This is a genomic window from Bradyrhizobium sp. USDA 4510 (genome assembly GCF_054059095.1).
Window position 1 is genome coordinate 2617702 of the sequence record NZ_JBSSBT010000001.1, and the last position, 19060, is coordinate 2636761.

7 protein-coding genes are annotated in these 19060 nt (G+C 62.6%); 6 read left to right on the top strand and 1 reads right to left on the bottom strand.

All coding sequences use genetic code 11. The features are described 5' to 3' along the window. The first annotated feature begins 204 nt into the window (after positions 1 to 204). From ACVMDN_RS11535 to ACVMDN_RS11560, 6 genes are all read left to right on the top strand, one after another. On the top strand, positions 205 to 1296 hold the full coding sequence (locus ACVMDN_RS11535; protein WP_069276043.1) for an IS5 family transposase: 1092 nt from the start codon (positions 205 to 207) through the stop codon (positions 1294 to 1296). Beyond that, positions 1296 to 1640: a hypothetical protein gene (locus ACVMDN_RS11540; protein WP_057019377.1), complete on the top strand. Its 345-nt coding sequence runs from the start codon at positions 1296 to 1298 to the stop codon at positions 1638 to 1640. The genes ACVMDN_RS11535 and ACVMDN_RS11540 overlap by 1 nt, the downstream gene beginning before the upstream one ends. Before the next feature lie 242 nt (positions 1641 to 1882). Next, the gene (locus tag ACVMDN_RS11545; RefSeq protein ID WP_456835206.1) at positions 1883 to 2296 is read left to right on the top strand and encodes a DUF4440 domain-containing protein; all 414 of its coding nucleotides are present in this window, start codon (positions 1883 to 1885) and stop codon (positions 2294 to 2296) included. A 1521-nt stretch (positions 2297 to 3817) separates the two neighbouring features. Beyond that, positions 3818 to 13849, top strand: coding sequence for a beta strand repeat-containing protein (locus ACVMDN_RS11550; protein WP_456835205.1), 10032 nt, complete (start codon positions 3818 to 3820; stop codon positions 13847 to 13849). Positions 13850 to 14045: 196 nt separating this feature from the next. Continuing rightward, on the top strand, positions 14046 to 15779 hold the full coding sequence (locus ACVMDN_RS11555) for a type I secretion system permease/ATPase (RefSeq protein ID WP_456814247.1): 1734 nt from the start codon (positions 14046 to 14048) through the stop codon (positions 15777 to 15779). Positions 15780 to 15787: 8 nt separating this feature from the next. Continuing rightward, positions 15788 to 17158: an HlyD family type I secretion periplasmic adaptor subunit gene (locus ACVMDN_RS11560; RefSeq protein WP_456814248.1), complete on the top strand. Its 1371-nt coding sequence runs from the start codon at positions 15788 to 15790 to the stop codon at positions 17156 to 17158. 303 nt (positions 17159 to 17461) lie between these two features. Here the strand turns inward: ACVMDN_RS11560 and tnpC are convergent, their stop codons facing one another. Then, a complete protein-coding gene (tnpC, locus tag ACVMDN_RS11565; RefSeq protein ID WP_141343446.1) occupies positions 17462 to 19033 on the bottom strand; it encodes an IS66 family transposase in 1572 nt (523 codons plus the stop codon). Positions 19034 to 19060: the final 27 nt, after the last annotated feature.

Genomic DNA, 19060 nt, shown 5'->3' on the forward strand with positions numbered 1-19060 from the left:
ATACCGAACGAGTGCCTCATCCGGCTCAGCATCGTCATGGCGGCGTTGGTGTGCCGACCGTGGTGTACCGACCGTACGTAAGATACTGATCAACCTGTGATGCACCAAGCCGACCTAGGTAACCTAGCAGGCTGTTGAAAAAAGGCGGTCGCCGCCGACCGAGGATCATGATTCATTGGCTCCGACGAGATTCGGAGATGGTGCGTGCGCGGCGGCGACAATCGAACGGGCGAGCTGTTCAGCTACGTCGACCTGGAAGCAAGGGTGCGGCGTGATCATCCGCTGCGAGGGATCCGGACGATCGTGAACGAGGCGCTGGCGGCGCTGGAGCACGAGTTCGCCGCCCTTTATTCGCCGATTGGACGGCCGTCGATCCCGCCGGAGAAGCTGCTGCGGGCGATGCTGTTGCAGGCGTTTTATTCGATCCGCTCGGAGCGACTTCTGATGGAGCGGTTGGAATATGATTTGCTGTTCCGCTGGTTCGTCGGAATCGGCGTCGACGATGCAGCCTGGGACCATTCGGTATTCTCGAAGAACCGCGACCGGCTTCTGGAAGGCGACATCGCGGCGAAGTTCCTTGCGGCGGTGCTGGCGCAGCCCAGGGTGAAGAAGCTTCTGTCGAGCGATCACTTCTCGGTCGACGGCACGCTGATCGAGGCCTGGGCCTCGATGAAGAGCGTCAAACCGAAGGATAGCTCCGGCGAGCCGCCGGCCCAAGGCGGCGGGCGCAATGCTGAAGCGAACTTCCATGGCCAGAAGCGCTCCAACGACACCCATGCTTCGACCACCGATCCGGAGGCCAGGCTCTACCGCAAGGGGAAAGGCAAGGAGACGAAGCTGTGCTTCATCGGGCACGGGCTGATGGAGAACCGCCACGGCTTGCTGGTCGACGCCTGCCTGACGCAGGCCGGTGGGCATGCCGAACGGGTGGCCGCGCTGCACATGATCGAGCCTCGTGCCGATCGACCGACAGCGATCACGCTTGGTGCCGACAAAGCCTACGATGCAGAAGACTTCGTCAACGAGCTGCGCTCGATGAACGTGACGCCGCATGTTGCGCAGAATACCGGCGGCCGTAGCTCTGCGATCGACGGGCGTACGACCCGGCACGGCGGTTATGCTGTCAGCCAGCGCATCCGCAAGCGGATTGAGGAGGCATTCGGCTGGATCAAGACGGTCGCCGGGCAAGAGAAGACCAGATTCCGTGGCCGTGATCGGGTCGGATGGGCCTTTACCTTCGCTGCGGCCGCCTACAATCTGGTGCGGCTGCCCAAGTTGATCGCGGAGACCGGTTGATGGCCAAGGTGCCCGGCTTTGCCAAGGCCTTTGCCGGCCGCTGGCGCATCGTCGAAATGGACAACTGGGACAGCGACTTCCTCGATCTTGTCGGAGAGGCGCATCTCACCTTCCGTGGCAAGTCCGATGGCGAAATAGCGTTTGGGGCTCTCAAGGGCTTCCTGGATGCTCGCTACGGCACCCGCGACGGATCGGCCTGCGCCGAGTTCTCATGGGAGGGGCACGACGAGAATGATCCGTCCTGTGGTCGCGGATGGGCCATGATCGGCACTGCGGGCAGGCTCGTTGGCCACTTCTACATCCACAATGGCGACGATTCAGCCTTCGTTTGCGAACGCGGCTGAGTTCTTCAACGGCCTGCTAGGTCAAGCGGGCTACCGTGGTCGGGTTGTGGACCCAACTGCGACATAGATGCCGGGTGGTCGCACGCTTGGGCTGTTAGAGCGCTGCGCGTGCTGCGCGAAGCGCCCACAGGCCGACGCACTTTGATCTGCATCAAGGTCTAGGCTGGCGATCACGGACTAAGCAAGCGATGGAGGCGGGCCTCCGCCTCCATCCCTGAGGCTTCAACAGAGGGAAGAACATTATGCGCAAATTATCCGGAGCAGTATGTTTCTCACTGTTACTTTCTGCAGTTCCTGCAAATGCATTCGATCAAAGTCAGAAGGACGAACTCGGGAAGATTAGCACCGCCTATGAGCAGTATTTCAACAAGCAGGATGCTGCAGGCATTACTTCACTTTTTGCGAAAAATTACCTGCGCGTTACGCCAATGGGGATTGTTGACAACACGAAATACTATGAAGGAGCGTTCAAGGCCGGGATGAATCACTTGGAAATAAGAACAACCGACGTTCAGCTCTTGTCGGAGAACATGGCTATGCGAACCGGCGAGGCCCGCGTAACCGGCAAGAGTGAGAAAGGTGATCCTCTGGAATTGAACGCTTTCTGGACCAGTCTCGATGTTCGTGAGAACCCCAGTGGAAAATTCGTATGCTGACGTCGATGCCCAAGGCACCGCCGCAGCCGCAAGAGGAAGCAGCCAAATAACCTGAGGCCTCGGCGAACTTCGGGGCGGCAACTGCCGCCCCCGCATTCCGTGCTGCAACTCCGGGGATCCTTGTGGCCCGTGGCTTGGGTCTCGGCGGGCTTGATCCCGGGGTACGCCGCCATGCGGCGCGTCGGAGACGAGAATGCGCCGGGTCGTTGAAGGGATCGCCAGCCGTTTTGTCGGTGTGCAGCTCTGTTACGAAGCTGTCCGACTGGCTACGGCCTTTATCGTCTGATCCTATTGCTCGGCCTTGAATACGCAACCCTGATGCGAGGAAGATGGGGATCTGGTGAAGACTGACCGCCGAGGCGCCCATCAACCTGATCATGCGCGAGCCCAGAACGCGTCTGGCGGATCGAGAGCGAGCTTGGCGCGCCTTCGGCCTTCACCTGGGCGCAAACCAAGTGCTCGGCAACACCAAGGCGCACCTCGCGTCTTACGTCGCTGGCAAATGGAAGTACCTGCGAGGCTGCGTCGGCATGCCCGGCGCCCCAGGTTCTTCTCGTCAAAGCCTGCGGATTGCATCGCGTTCCGGGCTCCCAAGAGGACACCTTCATATTCGTCCCATGATCCACGGTTCGTCCCAAGCGATAAGCACTGCGTCGGAGCCCGCGGCGCCCAAACCGGTTGCGCCCGGATACGACGTTTGGGGCGGCCCGTAAATCAACGGGGCATTGTTGAAGACAGGAGGGAACTCGATGGCGGCACGGCGTTAATCGTTAAGGTAGAGCAAATCGCACGGCTCTAGACGGCTGCGCAAATTTGCGGCAAATTGCATTCAATTAGGTTTAGAGATTTGGTCGCCCGCAGTCTTGCGGATCACGCGGCGAAGCCTCTCGAAACTGAAATATTGAAGACAAGAAAAAATTGCGAGCGTGCGGAGTGCAGGACCGCACGCGAAAACGGGCAGGCTAGTGGCGGTCGGAGTCTTTTCACGGTAGGCGGTTTAATAGCACATGCGCGGCTTCGCCGCGCGTCCCACGAATATTGCCGATGGGCATCGTGCGCGTGTTGTTGTGAATTGATTTTCGGGTGCGATCACACCTGCTCTGCGTCGGCAGAGTTTTGAGGAGTGTGTATTGCGTCGCACTAGTTTCATCCGAAAGGCCGAACCACTCATCAACTGGTCCGAAGCTGGATCGGGCCTCCACCGAATTTCAATTTCATCCGCCTCATTGTCAGCCGATCTTTCGATCGAGCACTTACTTATCCCGGCTGGCGATTCGCCGGCACTGATTGATCGGCTGGCTCCAGGCCCCGTGGGATCAATTGATGCACTTTCGAAAGCGCCGCCGCTGAGCGCCGCGCACGATCCACTGGCCGTTCTGGCCAAGCGAAGGCGCTGTTTCACTCGTCAGTCCATCACGCCGTCATTCCGGAATTCAAGCCAGTTAGTCCGGCATTCGTTGATCAAATAGCTGAATCTGTAATTACGCGCGAATTGTAGAAAAGAATATTGGAGCATCTCTAATGGCAAGCGCCAGCGGCGACACCACCATTATCATGACGGGAGCCACCAACGACAATCTGGTCGGGGGCTCTGGCAACGACACGCTGTACGGAGGTGCAGGCAATGATCGTCTCAACGGTGGTTCCGGAGATGACACCCTTAACGGCGGCAGCGGCTTTGATACCGTTTTGGGCGGATCAGGATCCGATACCCTGATATATAAGGCCTATGAAAATCAGTACATCTTGGGATCGACCGGCTTCACCGCCACCAACCAGCAAATCAGCGGCGGGACTATTTATTCAGGAACCGATCAGACGAGTCTCGGCATTGTTGGCGCATCTACGGTCGTCTCAGGTACAACATTTCAGGGCTACGACTCCTACGACGGCGGAAATGGTGCTGTGCAGCTCGGCAAGGCGGGCGCGACGCCGGATGTCGATACGCTCCAGATCTGGCTGAGCGCCGCGCAGTTAGCCGATGCAGATATTCGGGCCGAGATTTCGTATTATAAGAACGTCTGGGTTCCTGCGCACATCAGTGCTCAAACCGGACAGGCCGACGGTACCATCTATACCTTCAAAACTCTCAATTTGCAGGTTTCTGCGATCGAGAAAGTTGAAGTACGTGATGCCTCGGGCAATCTTACTATCGCAGCCACTGCCGATACAGCATCGGCGACAGAAGCGGGCGGTATTAATAACGGCACTGCTGGCGTCAATCCGACCGGCAACGTCCTAACGAACGATTTCGATTTCAGTGCAGCTTCCAAGACGGTTGCGGGCGTTGCGGCGGGAACCACCAGCGCCTCGTTGAGTTCTGGCGCCGGGACCGATGTGGTCGGTGCGCACGGCACCCTGCATCTCAATACCGACGGCTCCTATACCTACACCGTGAACAACGGCCAGGGCGCGGTCGAGGCGCTGCGCACGTTCAGTGACACGCTGACGGATACGTTCTCCTATACGGTGAAGGATAGTGCAGGGGCGACGGCCACCACGACGCTGACGGTAACGATCCACGGCAGCAACGACAACGCGACCATCACGGCCTCGGCCGCCGAGGACACCTCGGTGACCGAAGCCGGTGGCGTGGCCAACGCCACCACCAATGATCCGAGCGCCTCGGGTCAGCTCACCGTGCATGACGTCGACAGCGGCGAAGACCATTTCGCCACCCCGACCGCGGCCTCGCTGGTCGGCACCTACGGCAATTTCACCTTCGACCCGGCCACCGGGGCCTGGACCTACACGCTCGACCAGAGCAAGGCCGACCACCTGACCGACGGCCAGCACGTCACCGACACGCTGACCGTGGCCTCGTTCGACGGCACCGCCTCGCAGCCGATCGTCGTCAACATCACCGGCTCCAACGACTTCGCCAGCATCACGGCCTCGGCCGCCGAGGACACCTCGGTGACCGAAGCCGGTGGCGTGGCCAACGCCACCACCAATGATCCGAGCGCCTCGGGTCAGCTCACCGTGCATGACGTCGACAGCGGCGAAGACCATTTCGCCACCCCGACCGCGGCCTCGCTGGTCGGCACCTACGGCAATTTCACCTTCGACCCGGCCACCGGGGCCTGGACCTACACGCTCGACCAGAGCAAGGCCGACCACCTGACCGACGGCCAGCACGTCACCGACACGCTGACCGTGGCCTCGTTCGACGGCACCGCCTCGCAGCCGATCGTCGTCAACATCACCGGCTCCAACGACTTCGCCAGCATCACGGCCTCGGCCGCCGAGGACACCTCGGTGACCGAAGCCGGTGGCGTGGCCAACGCCACCACCAATGATCCGAGCGCCTCGGGTCAGCTCACCGTGCATGACGTCGACAGCGGCGAAGACCATTTCGCCACCCCGACCGCGGCCTCGCTGGTCGGCACCTACGGCAATTTCACCTTCGACCCGGCCACCGGGGCCTGGACCTACACGCTCGACCAGAGCAAGGCCGACCACCTGACCGACGGCCAGCACGTCACCGACACGCTGACCGTGGCCTCGTTCGACGGCACCGCCTCGCAGCCGATCGCCGTCAACATCACCGGCTCCAATGACTTCGCCAGCATCACGGCCTCGGCCGCCGAGGACACCTCGGTGACCGAAGCCGGTGGCGTGGCCAACGCCACCACCAATGATCCGAGCGCCTCGGGTCAGCTCACCGTGCATGACGTCGACAGCGGCGAAGACCATTTCGCCACCCCGACCGCGGCCTCGCTGGTCGGCACCTACGGCAATTTCACCTTCGACCCGGCCACCGGGGCCTGGACCTACACGCTCGACCAGAGCAAGGCCGACCACCTGACCGACGGCCAGCACGTCACCGACACGCTGACCGTGGCCTCGTTCGACGGCACCGCCTCGCAGCCGATCGTCGTCAACATCACCGGCTCCAATGACTTCGCCAGCATCACGGCCTCGGCCGCCGAGGACACCTCGGTGACCGAAGCCGGTGGCGTGGCCAACGCCACCACCAATGATCCGAGCGCCTCGGGTCAGCTCACCGTGCATGACGTCGACAGCGGCGAAGACCATTTCGCCACCCCGACCGCGGCCTCGCTGGTCGGCACCTACGGCAATTTCACCTTCGACCCGGCCACCGGGGCCTGGACCTACACGCTCGACCAGAGCAAGGCCGACCACCTGACCGACGGCCAGCACGTCACCGACACGCTGACCGTGGCCTCGTTCGACGGCACCGCCTCGCAGCCGATCGTCGTCAACATCACCGGCTCCAACGACTTCGCCAGCATCACGGCCTCGGCCGCCGAGGACACCTCGGTGACCGAAGCCGGTGGCGTGGCCAACGCCACCACCAATGATCCGAGCGCCTCGGGTCAGCTCACCGTGCATGACGTCGACAGCGGCGAAGACCATTTCGCCACCCCGACCGCGGCCTCGCTGGTCGGCACCTACGGCAATTTCACCTTCGACCCGGCCACCGGGGCCTGGACCTACACGCTCGACCAGAGCAAGGCCGACCACCTGACCGACGGCCAGCACGTCACCGACACGCTGACCGTGGCCTCGTTCGACGGCACCGCCTCGCAGCCGATCGTCGTCAACATCACCGGCTCCAATGACTTCGCCAGCATCACGGCCTCGGCCGCCGAGGACACCTCGGTGACCGAAGCCGGTGGCGTGGCCAACGCCACCACCAATGATCCGAGCGCCTCGGGTCAGCTCACCGTGCATGACGTCGACAGCGGCGAAGACCATTTCGCCACCCCGACCGCGGCCTCGCTGGTCGGCACCTACGGCAATTTCACCTTCGACCCGGCCACCGGGGCCTGGACCTACACGCTCGACCAGAGCAAGGCCGACCACCTGACCGACGGCCAGCACGTCACCGACACGCTGACCGTGGCCTCGTTCGACGGCACCGCCTCGCAGCCGATCGTCGTCAACATCACCGGCTCCAACGACTTCGCCAGCATCACGGCCTCGGCCGCCGAGGACACCTCGGTGACCGAAGCCGGTGGCGTGGCCAACGCCACCACCAATGATCCGAGCGCCTCGGGTCAGCTCACCGTGCATGACGTCGACAGCGGCGAAGACCATTTCGCCACCCCGACCGCGGCCTCGCTGGTCGGCACCTACGGCAATTTCACCTTCGACCCGGCCACCGGGGCCTGGACCTACACGCTCGACCAGAGCAAGGCCGACCACCTGACCGACGGCCAGCACGTCACCGACACGCTGACCGTGGCCTCGTTCGACGGCACCGCCTCGCAGCCGATCGTCGTCAACATCACCGGCTCCAACGACTTCGCCAGCATCACGGCCTCGGCCGCCGAGGACACCTCGGTGACCGAAGCCGGTGGCGTGGCCAACGCCACCACCAATGATCCGAGCGCCTCGGGTCAGCTCACCGTGCATGACGTCGACAGCGGCGAAGACCATTTCGCCACCCCGACCGCGGCCTCGCTGGTCGGCACCTACGGCAATTTCACCTTCGACCCGGCCACCGGGGCCTGGACCTACACGCTCGACCAGAGCAAGGCCGACCACCTGACCGACGGCCAGCACGTCACCGACACGCTGACCGTGGCCTCGTTCGACGGCACCGCCTCGCAGCCGATCGTCGTCAACATCACCGGCTCCAACGACTTCGCCAGCATCACGGCCTCGGCCGCCGAGGACACCTCGGTGACCGAAGCCGGTGGCGTGGCCAACGCCACCACCAATGATCCGAGCGCCTCGGGTCAGCTCACCGTGCATGACGTCGACAGCGGCGAAGACCATTTCGCCACCCCGACCGCGGCCTCGCTGGTCGGCACCTACGGCAATTTCACCTTCGACCCGGCCACCGGGGCCTGGACCTACACGCTCGACCAGAGCAAGGCCGACCACCTGACCGACGGCCAGCACGTCACCGACACGCTGACCGTGGCCTCGTTCGACGGCACCGCCTCGCAGCCGATCGTCGTCAACATCACCGGCTCCAACGACTTCGCCAGCATCACGGCCTCGGCCGCCGAGGACACCTCGGTGACCGAAGCCGGTGGCGTGGCCAACGCCACCACCAATGATCCGAGCGCCTCGGGTCAGCTCACCGTGCATGACGTCGACAGCGGCGAAGACCATTTCGCCACCCCGACCGCGGCCTCGCTGGTCGGCACCTACGGCAATTTCACCTTCGACCCGGCCACCGGGGCCTGGACCTACACGCTCGACCAGAGCAAGGCCGACCACCTGACCGACGGCCAGCACGTCACCGACACGCTGACCGTGGCCTCGTTCGACGGCACCGCCTCGCAGCCGATCGTCGTCAACATCACCGGCTCCAACGACTTCGCCAGCATCACGGCCTCGGCCGCCGAGGACACCTCGGTGACCGAAGCCGGTGGCGTGGCCAACGCCACCACCAATGATCCGAGCGCCTCGGGTCAGCTCACCGTGCATGACGTCGACAGCGGCGAAGACCATTTCGCCACCCCGACCGCGGCCTCGCTGGTCGGCACCTACGGCAATTTCACCTTCGACCCGGCCACCGGGGCCTGGACCTACACGCTCGACCAGAGCAAGGCCGACCACCTGACCGACGGCCAGCACGTCACCGACACGCTGACCGTGGCCTCGTTCGACGGCACCGCCTCGCAGCCGATCGTCGTCAACATCACCGGCTCCAATGACTTCGCCAGCATCACGGCCTCGGCCGCCGAGGACACCTCGGTGACCGAAGCCGGTGGCGTGGCCAACGCCACCACCAATGATCCGAGCGCCTCGGGTCAGCTCACCGTGCATGACGTCGACAGCGGCGAAGACCATTTCGCCACCCCGACCGCGGCCTCGCTGGTCGGCACCTACGGCAATTTCACCTTCGACCCGGCCACCGGGGCCTGGACCTACACGCTCGACCAGAGCAAGGCCGACCACCTGACCGACGGCCAGCACGTCACCGACACGCTGACCGTGGCCTCGTTCGACGGCACCGCCTCGCAGCCGATCGTCGTCAACATCACCGGCTCCAACGACTTCGCCAGCATCACGGCCTCGGCCGCCGAGGACACCTCGGTGACCGAAGCCGGTGGCGTGGCCAACGCCACCACCAATGATCCGAGCGCCTCGGGTCAGCTCACCGTGCATGACGTCGACAGCGGCGAAGACCATTTCGCCACCCCGACCGCGGCCTCGCTGGTCGGCACCTACGGCAATTTCACCTTCGACCCGGCCACCGGGGCCTGGACCTACACGCTCGACCAGAGCAAGGCCGACCACCTGACCGACGGCCAGCACGTCACCGACACGCTGACCGTGGCCTCGTTCGACGGCACCGCCTCGCAGCCGATCGTCGTCAACATCACCGGCTCCAATGACTTCGCCAGCATCACGGCCTCGGCCGCCGAGGACACCTCGGTGACCGAAGCCGGTGGCGTGGCCAACGCCACCACCAATGATCCGAGCGCCTCGGGTCAGCTCACCGTGCATGACGTCGACAGCGGCGAAGACCATTTCGCCACCCCGACCGCGGCCTCGCTGGTCGGCACCTACGGCAATTTCACCTTCGACCCGGCCACCGGGGCCTGGACCTACACGCTCGACCAGAGCAAGGCCGACCACCTGACCGACGGCCAGCACGTCACCGACACGCTGACCGTGGCCTCGTTCGACGGCACCGCCTCGCAGCCGATCGTCGTCAACATCACCGGCTCCAACGACTTCGCCAGCATCACGGCCTCGGCCGCCGAGGACACCTCGGTGACCGAAGCCGGTGGCGTGGCCAACGCCACCACCAATGATCCGAGCGCCTCGGGTCAGCTCACCGTGCATGACGTCGACAGCGGCGAAGACCATTTCGCCACCCCGACCGCGGCCTCGCTGGTCGGCACCTACGGCAATTTCACCTTCGACCCGGCCACCGGGGCCTGGACCTACACGCTCGACCAGAGCAAGGCCGACCACCTGACCGACGGCCAGCACGTCACCGACACGCTGACCGTGGCCTCGTTCGACGGCACCGCCTCGCAGCCGATCGTCGTCAACATCACCGGCTCCAATGACTTCGCCAGCATCACGGCCTCGGCCGCCGAGGACACCTCGGTGACCGAAGCCGGTGGCGTGGCCAACGCCACCACCAATGATCCGAGCGCCTCGGGTCAGCTCACCGTGCATGACGTCGACAGCGGCGAAGACCATTTCGCCACCCCGACCGCGGCCTCGCTGGTCGGCACCTACGGCAATTTCACCTTCGACCCGGCCACCGGGGCCTGGACCTACACGCTCGACCAGAGCAAGGCCGACCACCTGACCGACGGCCAGCACGTCACCGACACGCTGACCGTGGCCTCGTTCGACGGCACCGCCTCGCAGCCGATCGTCGTCAACATCACCGGCTCCAACGACTTCGCCAGCATCACGGCCTCGGCCGCCGAGGACACCTCGGTGACCGAAGCCGGTGGCGTGGCCAACGCCACCACCAATGATCCGAGCGCCTCGGGTCAGCTCACCGTGCATGACGTCGACAGCGGCGAAGACCATTTCGCCACCCCGACCGCGGCCTCGCTGGTCGGCACCTACGGCAATTTCACCTTCGACCCGGCCACCGGGGCCTGGACCTACACGCTCGACCAGAGCAAGGCCGACCACCTGACCGACGGCCAGCACGTCACCGACACGCTGACCGTGGCCTCGTTCGACGGCACCGCCTCGCAGCCGATCGCCGTCAACATCACCGGCTCCAATGACTTCGCCAGCATCACCGGGACGGCGACGGGCTCGGTGACGGAGGACGGCACCTTGACGGCGGGTAACACGCTGACCGTCAATGACGTGGACAGCAGCGAGAACCATTTCCAGATGCTAGGCTCGCTCGCCGGGACCTACGGCACCTTTACGTTCAATGCGACGAGCGGGGTGTGGGGCTACACGCTGGCCAACAACCAGGCCAATGTTCAGGCGCTGGCAGGCGGCACCCAGGTGCATGACACGCTGACCGTGAAGTCGTTCGACGGCACCGCCACGCAGACCATCGATGTCACTATCACCGGCACCAATGACGCCGCCACCATCACCGGGACAGCGACGGGCTCGGTGACGGAGGACGGCACCTTGACGGCGGGTAACACGCTGACCGTCAATGACGTGGACAGCGGCCAGAACCATTTCCAGACGCCAGGCTCGCTCGCCGGGACCTACGGCACCTTTACGTTCAATGCGACGAGCGGGGTGTGGGGCTACATGCTGGCCAATAACCAGGCCAATGTTCAGGCGCTGGCAGGCGGCACCCAGGTGCATGACACGCTGACCGTGAAGTCGTTCGACGGCACTGCCACGCAGACCATCGATGTCACCATCACCGGCACCAACGATGCGCCGATCCTGGACGCATCTAAAACGCCGGTTCTCGCTTCCGAGAACCAGGGCGCCGGAGCGCCCGTCGGCGCTGTCGGGACGCTGGTATCGGCGCTGGTCGATCTCAACCCCCCGGCCGGCGGTCTGGATAACGTCACCGACGCCGACACCGGTGCCGTGACCGGCATCGCACTGGTTGGCACCGATACGAGCCACGGCAGCTGGTTCTTCTCCACCAACAACGGTGGAACATGGACGGCCGTAGGCGCAGTGTCGAACACGCAGGCCCTGCTGCTCTCGGCCGACGCCAACACGCGGCTCTACTTCCAACCAAGCGCCGGCTTTGCCGGGACAGATACGAACGCCGTCACCTTCCGCGCTTGGGATCAGACCAGCGGCTCGAACGGGGCCAAGGTGGATACCTCGTTAAATGGCGGTACTACGGCATTTTCGACCACCACTGATACTGCGAACCTCACTATCAATGCGACCGATACTACTCCGCCTACGGTGATATCGATTACGGGTGGCACCTCGTTGCCGGCGGGCAACAGCGAAACGATCACGTTTACATTCAGCGAAAAAGTTGCAAATCTGACGCTTGGAGATATATCGCTAAACGATAGCTCAAATGGGACTAGTTTGAGCAATCTTCAGACCGCCGATGGCGGCCTCACTTGGACAGCGACGTTCACCAAGGGCAGCTCCAATAGTACAACAATCACTGTTTTTAACAGTGGCACCTCGGCTGCTACGGATCCCTATTGGACTGACCTTGCGGGAAATGCCGGAGTAGGTGGTGGATCCCTGACTATTTCGAAAAAGGCTCCCGCGGGTGTCTCGGGTCAGCAAATCAACCTCGGCTTGGAGCAACCGGAAGGAAATGACACCGCTGTATCGTTGACGATAACAAATCTCCCGACGGCGTGGATCGTACCAAACGGCTCCAAGCTTAGTGACGGTTCCTGGGCCGTAACCGAGACCGACATAAGCGCGCTTACAATTGTGACGCCCGTTGAGTTTGTCGGAGCTGCGGTTATCACGGTTTCCGCCACCTGGGCGAATCCCGATGGCAGCTTCGGCACACTTCTGGTCGGCGACAATGTCGAAGCGTACGCCCCAGGATCCCCAATTTTTGCGTGGTCCGGCGACGATCACCTGACCGGCTCGAGCGGCCACGATACCTTCGTGTTCTCGCAGCCGATCGGCAACGACGTGGTACACAGCTTCGAGGTATCCTCCGACGTCATCGACCTGATCAGCTATGGCTGGCAGAGCTTCGCGGACGTTCAGGCTCATACCGCCGATAATGCGAGTGGTAATGCTGTGATCACGTTGGCCGACGGCCAAACGATCACGCTCGATGACGTACACGCGTCGGATCTCACCGCCGCGAACTTCGAATTCGACGTAACACCGACGGTCGAAAACCCGGGTCCAATGACCATCGGCGATGGCGCGATGCTGCCGCTGTCGGGTATCATGCACAATACCGGAACGATCGAGCTGCAGGCCTCTGGCGATGACACGCTGCTGCAAATCATCCAGACCGGGATCACGCTCAACGGCGGCGGCCACGTGGTCCTGTCCGACGATGATCACAACATCATCGCTGGCACGGCCTCGAACGTCACGCTGGACAACGTCGACAATGTGATCTCCGGTGCCGGCCAAATCGGCCAAGGCAGCTTGACGCTGAGCAATGAGGGCACCATCGATGCCACCGGCAGCCATGCCCTGGTGATCGATACCGGCGCCAACGTGATTTCGAATGCTGGCACGCTGGAAGCGACCGGCACGGGTGGGCTGATGCTCGCTAGTGCGGTGGCCAACAGCGGCCTGATCTGGGCCAATGGCGGCACGGTCACAGCACAGGGCGAGGTTACCGGCAACGGCGGCGCTCTGATCAGCGGGGCCGGCACTATCGAGTTTGGGGCGGCCTCGGCGGCAGGCGTCATTTTCGACACAACTGCTGCCGGCCACCTGATCCTGGATGATGCCTTCCACTTCTCCGGTACGGTGAGCGGCCTGGATGGCAACGACGACATCGACATCAGGGGCATCAGCTTCGGCGCTGGCACCACGTTGAGCTTCACGGAGAACCAGGAGGGGACCGGCGGCACTCTGACGGTGTCGGATGGCGCTCACACGGCCAACATCGTTCTCCTCGGTCAATACGACCCGACCGGCTTTGCCGAGAAGGCCGACGCCACGAACGGCACGGTGATCACCTATGACCCGCACCACATCGCCTGAGGGGCGTGAACTTCACGGGGGAAGAGAAATGATCGGGGGAGAAGCCGAACCCCGTAAGTTTACCCTCCTGCCGTTTTTGCGCCGGCAGCGGCTTTGGCTCAGCTGCCGGCTATGCTAGTTAGGATAGATTGGATGATTGGATTTACTTGGACCTTTTGGCTGCCAACTGTTGGCTGCCGCTCATCATTTTTAGGGGATGGCTCCGGCCAGGTTCCGCGTGAGTATCCTTCGTAAAAGAGCGGATGAATTCCGGCAGGCGCTCCAAGCCGGCCAAGGTTATTTTGTCACTGCAGCGATATTCAGCCTGGCCATCAACCTGCTCTTTTTGGCCGGCCCGCTGTACATGCTGCAGGTTTACGATCGCGTAATCTCGAGCGCCAGCGAGATCACACTGTTGATGCTGACGCTGGCGCTGTTGCTGGCGTTCATGGCGCTCGCGGGTCTCGATGCAGTACGTGCGCGTGTGTTGACACGCACCAGCATCCGCCTCGATCGGAAGATCGCGCCACGGGTGATGACCGCCATCATTGAGCATTCGTCGAAAATAGGCGGCGCGCGCAGCCAGCTGTTACGCGATTTTGACACGTTCCGCCAGTTCATCACCGGGTCGGGAATTCATGCGATCTTCGATCTGCCGTGGGCGCCGATCTATATCGCTGTGATTTTCGCTTTGCACCCGCTCCTGGGGGCATTTGCGCTGGGGTGCTCGATCATTCTGGTGCTGATGGCCCTCCTCAATGAATGGATCGTCAAACCTCCGCTCTCCGAATCCGGCGAGGCGGCAAGTCGAAATTATGGTTTCACCGAGATGAGCCTGCGCAATACCGAAGTGGTGCGCGCAATGGGGATGACCGCAGGCCTTCTAAAGCGCTGGAGCCGAGATCGTGACCGGATGATCGAGCGCCAAGTCGCCGCGAGCGATCGCGCAGCAATGATGCAGAGCATGATCCGCTTCCTGCGGCTTTCGATGCAATCCTTGATCCTTGGCCTTGGCGCCTATCTCGTGATCGAGCGACTCACCACCGCCGGCGCGATGTTCGCCGCCAGCATCCTGCTTGGCCGTGCGTTGCAACCGATCGAACAGATTGTTGGATCATGGCGGAGCCTCGTCTCGGCCCGGGGGGCATTCTTGAGGGTGCGCGAGCTGTTGGCTACGAATCCGCAGCGTCAATCCGAATTGACGCTGCCGCGACCCGAAGGCCATATATCTGTCGAAGCGCTATCCTTTGCCGCCCCTGGCACATCGAAGCCTATTCTGCGGGGAGTTACATTCCAGATTGCCCCGGGTGAAGTGCTCGGAATTATCGGCCCCTCGGGTGCCGGGAAATCAACGTTGGCCCGCCATATCGTGGGCGTTCAGGCGCCATCCGCGGGGGCCGTTCGGCTCGATGGATCCGATGTTTCGACCTGGATCAGGTCGTCGCTCGGCCAGTATCTTGGCTATCTTCCGCAGGATATCGAGCTGTTTGCCGACAGCATCGCCGCCAATATCTGCCGGTTCGATCGGAAAGAGGACAGGGAGATTATCTCGGCGGCCCGGACGGCCGGTGTGCATGACATGATCCTGCGTCTGCCGGAGGGGTATGACACTCAAGTCGGGGAGGGTGGCGCGATCCTGTCGGGAGGCATTCGCCAGCGGATCGCGCTGGCGCGCGCGGCTTACGGCAACCCGAGCCTCGTTGTGCTCGATGAGCCAAGTTCGAATCTCGACTCCGAAGGCGACTCAGCGTTGGCCGACTGCATTAGCGAATTGAAGAGGCGTGGAACAACCGTGGTGATCATTTCGCATCGGCCTGCCACCATCGGCGTCGTCGACAAGATATTGGTGTTGCGCGAGGGCGTGGCCGAGATGTTCGGACCACGCAGCGAAATCCTCTCGCGCCTGACGCGACCTGTGCCCGTACCGGCAGTTCGGGAAGCGGCTGGCTAGGAGAGATCATGGCGTTGCTTGATGTTGCAAATCTGTCGATGCGCCCTGGAGCCGCACCGCGCGGCACAAAGCGCACGAACAAGGATGGCGCGCCGAACGATTCCATTCGCAATATCGCCATCACGGGGTGGCTGATCATCGCCGTCTTCTTCGGCGGGATCGGCACCTGGGCGGTGACGGCTCCCCTCAATGGGGCCGTTGTCGCCAATGCGGTCGTCAAGGTCGATGGCAACCGCAAGAGCCTTCAGCACCTCGATGGCGGCATCGTCAAGGAATTGCACGTCAGGGAAGGCGACCGGGTGCTCGCAGGCGATCTGCTGATCGTCCTGGACGAGACCCAAGCTCGCGCCGAACATGAGGTGCTGACGCAGCAATATGCCGTGCTGCGCGCAACGGAAGTCCGGCTGCTGACCGAGCTTGACCATGGCTTCCAGCTTGTCATGCCGCCAGATCTGAAGGCGCGCTCTGACGATCCCTATTTCAAAAGCGTCTGGAACGGGCAGCTCAGTCAGTTTGACAGCCGCCGGGCGTCGCTCGAAGGACAAAGGAGCGTCGTCCGTGAGAAGATCAACCAGCTGGGGTCCCAGATCGTTGGCGGGGAAGCGCAGGTGAAATCGTTCACCAATCAGATCGACTCTGTGCGCAAGGAGGCCAAGGATATCGCTCCACTCGTTGAGCGAGGACTGATCGCCCGTCCCCGCATCCTGCAGTTGGAGCGGACGGCGTACGGCCTCGAAGGCCAGATTGCCGATGCAAACGCCAGCATTGCCAAGGCGCGACAGGCGATCGCCGAGCAGGAGCAGCAGATCGCCCAGTTCGACAACGATCGGATGACCGACGTCACGAAGGATTTGCGCGATACGCAAGCCAAGCTCCTGGAGGTCATCCCGAAGGCGACGAATGCCAAGGCTGTACTGGGCCGGATGGAAATTCGTGCTCCCTATACCGGACGCGTGGTTGGGCTCAGCGTGTTTTCGGTGGGCGGCGTGATCCAGCGCGGTGACAAAATCCTGGACATCGTGCCCGACGAGGATTCGCTGACCATCGAGGCGCAGGTGGCAGTCGAGGATATCAGCGACGTGCATCCGAACACGCGTGCGGAAGTTCACCTAACCGCCTACAAGCAGCGGATCGTCCCGATCATCCATGGCGACGTCATTCAGGTTTCGGCGGACCGCTTGACGGATCCCAAAACCAACAATCCGTATTACACGGCGTTTGTTCGGATCGACCAGAACGAGCTGGCGGCCCTGCCCAACATTCATCTTTACCCGGGAATGCCTGCAACGGTGATGATTCCGACGGTTCAGCGAACTGCATTTGATTATATCGTCGGGCCGCTCATTATGTCATTCAACCATGCGTTCCGGCAGAAGTGACGGCTGATCGCGTCTGAACCGGACAGCGATGAGTGCCATGAGCGCACGGTCACGGTCGCGGCGGTAAGCCCATGACGGACGGCACTGGCCCCGACGCTCCTCGTTACCCGCGGAACGCTTCTGCGAGGCGCTCATATTCGTTGAATTGATTATAGGCCTGCGCCGATAGGCGTACCCAGAGTGAGCCCCTAAATGGGATGACCGCAGCATCGATTCGGTGTTTCTCAGTAAGCGCGATTTTCCGCGCACGTTGTCGGCCGCGATTTGACGGATGGCCTTCGTATCGGGGCGATGCTGAGCCGTTCAGGCAGTGGCCGCTTTGGGGAAGTTGAAGGGCAACAGGTCAGCGATATCGGCGTTGTCCACGCGCTGAGGCAACTCGGTGAGCACATGGCGCAGCCATGTTAACGGCTCGACACGTGAGGCGCGGCAGGTCAGCATTAGGCTGTAGACGACGGCGCTGGCCCTGGCTCCGTCGACGGTGTCGCTGAACAGCCAGCTTTTTCGGCCGGTGGCAAAAACCCTGATGTCGCGCTCCAGAAGATTGTTGTCGATCGGCATCCTGCCATCTTCGGTGTAACGCGTCAGATAGTCCCATTGGTTCCGGGTGTAAGATACGGCGTCGCCAAGCTTGCTGTCCGGCAGGACCTTCGGGGCGATTTGATCGAGCCATTCCTTGAGGGCGTTCAGGACAGGAATGCTGTGTTGCTGGCGGAAGCGACGGATGCATTGATCCGGCGTTTCGTCTCTGTCCGGTTTCTCGTCCCGCGCCTGCCTTTCAACCCGGTAGAGCTGCTCGAAGAACCGCAGCGCCTGCTCGGGCGGCCCGCCGCCCTTCTTTCTCGCTTTGAGGGCGTCGACAAAACGCCGCCGGGAGTGGGCCATGCATCCAATGTGGGTGGCCCCTTCCAGCGTGCGCCATGCGCTATAGCCGTCACTCATCACGATGCCACGGTAATCGCCGAGGAAGACCTGCGGGTGGATTTGGCCGCGGCCCGGCTGATAATCCAGAAGAACGATCGGCTCGTGACTATCCTTGCCGCTGCGATACGCCCACATGTACGATGTGCTGGTGGCCGCTTTGTCCTTCTCCTTGAGGACCTGAACCGTCGTCTCGTCGCCATGGATGAGAGGCTGCGATCTGAGCCGCAGCTTCAGGGCGTCATAAATGCGATGCAGATGCTTCTCGCTCGAGCCGATCACCCAGTGGCCCAAAGCGCCGCGGCTGACAGGAACGCCTGCGCGTTCGAAGGCCTGCGCCAAGCGGTAGAGCGGCGTGCCGTCGACATATTTGTGAACCAGCGCGAACGCCAGCGTCGAGGCCGTGGCAACGCTGCCCGGCAACGGCTGCGTCGGCATCGGCGCGGTCACGACAGGGGCGTTGATCCCGGTGCGATCGCAATGGCGGCAGGCATATTTGAAGCGCACATTCTGTAAAACCTTCGCCTTCACCTCGATATGAAGTTGCTCGGTGACAGCCTCGCCCATGCGATGCATCTGGCCACGGCAGCAAGGACACGCCTTCTGATCGTCGGGCAGGTCATACTCGACGCGCTCGCGCGGCAGGTTTGCCGGCAGCGGCCTGCGGCCGCGCTTCTTTCCCGTCGTGCTTTCGACCGATGGCAGACCCGTGTCCGGAAGTTCGGCGGTATCGTTCGTTTCGCTGCCGGCGTCATCCTCATCGGCGGCCTGCTCGGCTTCATTGAAGAGACGGTCGACGTGCTTTTCGCTGCGCGGCGCAAAACGATGCAGGCGTGCCAGCGCCAGTTCTTCCTCCAGCTTGACGACGCGCTCCGTGAGCTGACGATTCTCCGCCTCCAGCGCGGCAATGCGCGCCAACAGCACCTCGACACTCGGATTGCCGGTTCGATTCATCGGATTCTTGAATCTGAACCGTTCCGA

Coding starts and splice junctions, on each gene's coding strand:
- ACVMDN_RS11540 (WP_057019377.1), top strand. CDS start 1,296: ATGGCCAAGGTGCCCGGCTTTGCCAAGGCCTTTGCCGGCCGCTGGCGC.
- ACVMDN_RS11545 (WP_456835206.1), top strand. CDS start 1,883: ATGCGCAAATTATCCGGAGCAGTATGTTTCTCACTGTTACTTTCTGCA.
- ACVMDN_RS11550 (WP_456835205.1), top strand. CDS start 3,818: ATGGCAAGCGCCAGCGGCGACACCACCATTATCATGACGGGAGCCACC.
- ACVMDN_RS11555 (WP_456814247.1), top strand. CDS start 14,046: ATGGCTCCGGCCAGGTTCCGCGTGAGTATCCTTCGTAAAAGAGCGGAT.
- ACVMDN_RS11560 (WP_456814248.1), top strand. CDS start 15,788: ATGGCGTTGCTTGATGTTGCAAATCTGTCGATGCGCCCTGGAGCCGCA.
- tnpC (WP_141343446.1), bottom strand. CDS start 19,033: ATGAATCGAACCGGCAATCCGAGTGTCGAGGTGCTGTTGGCGCGCATT.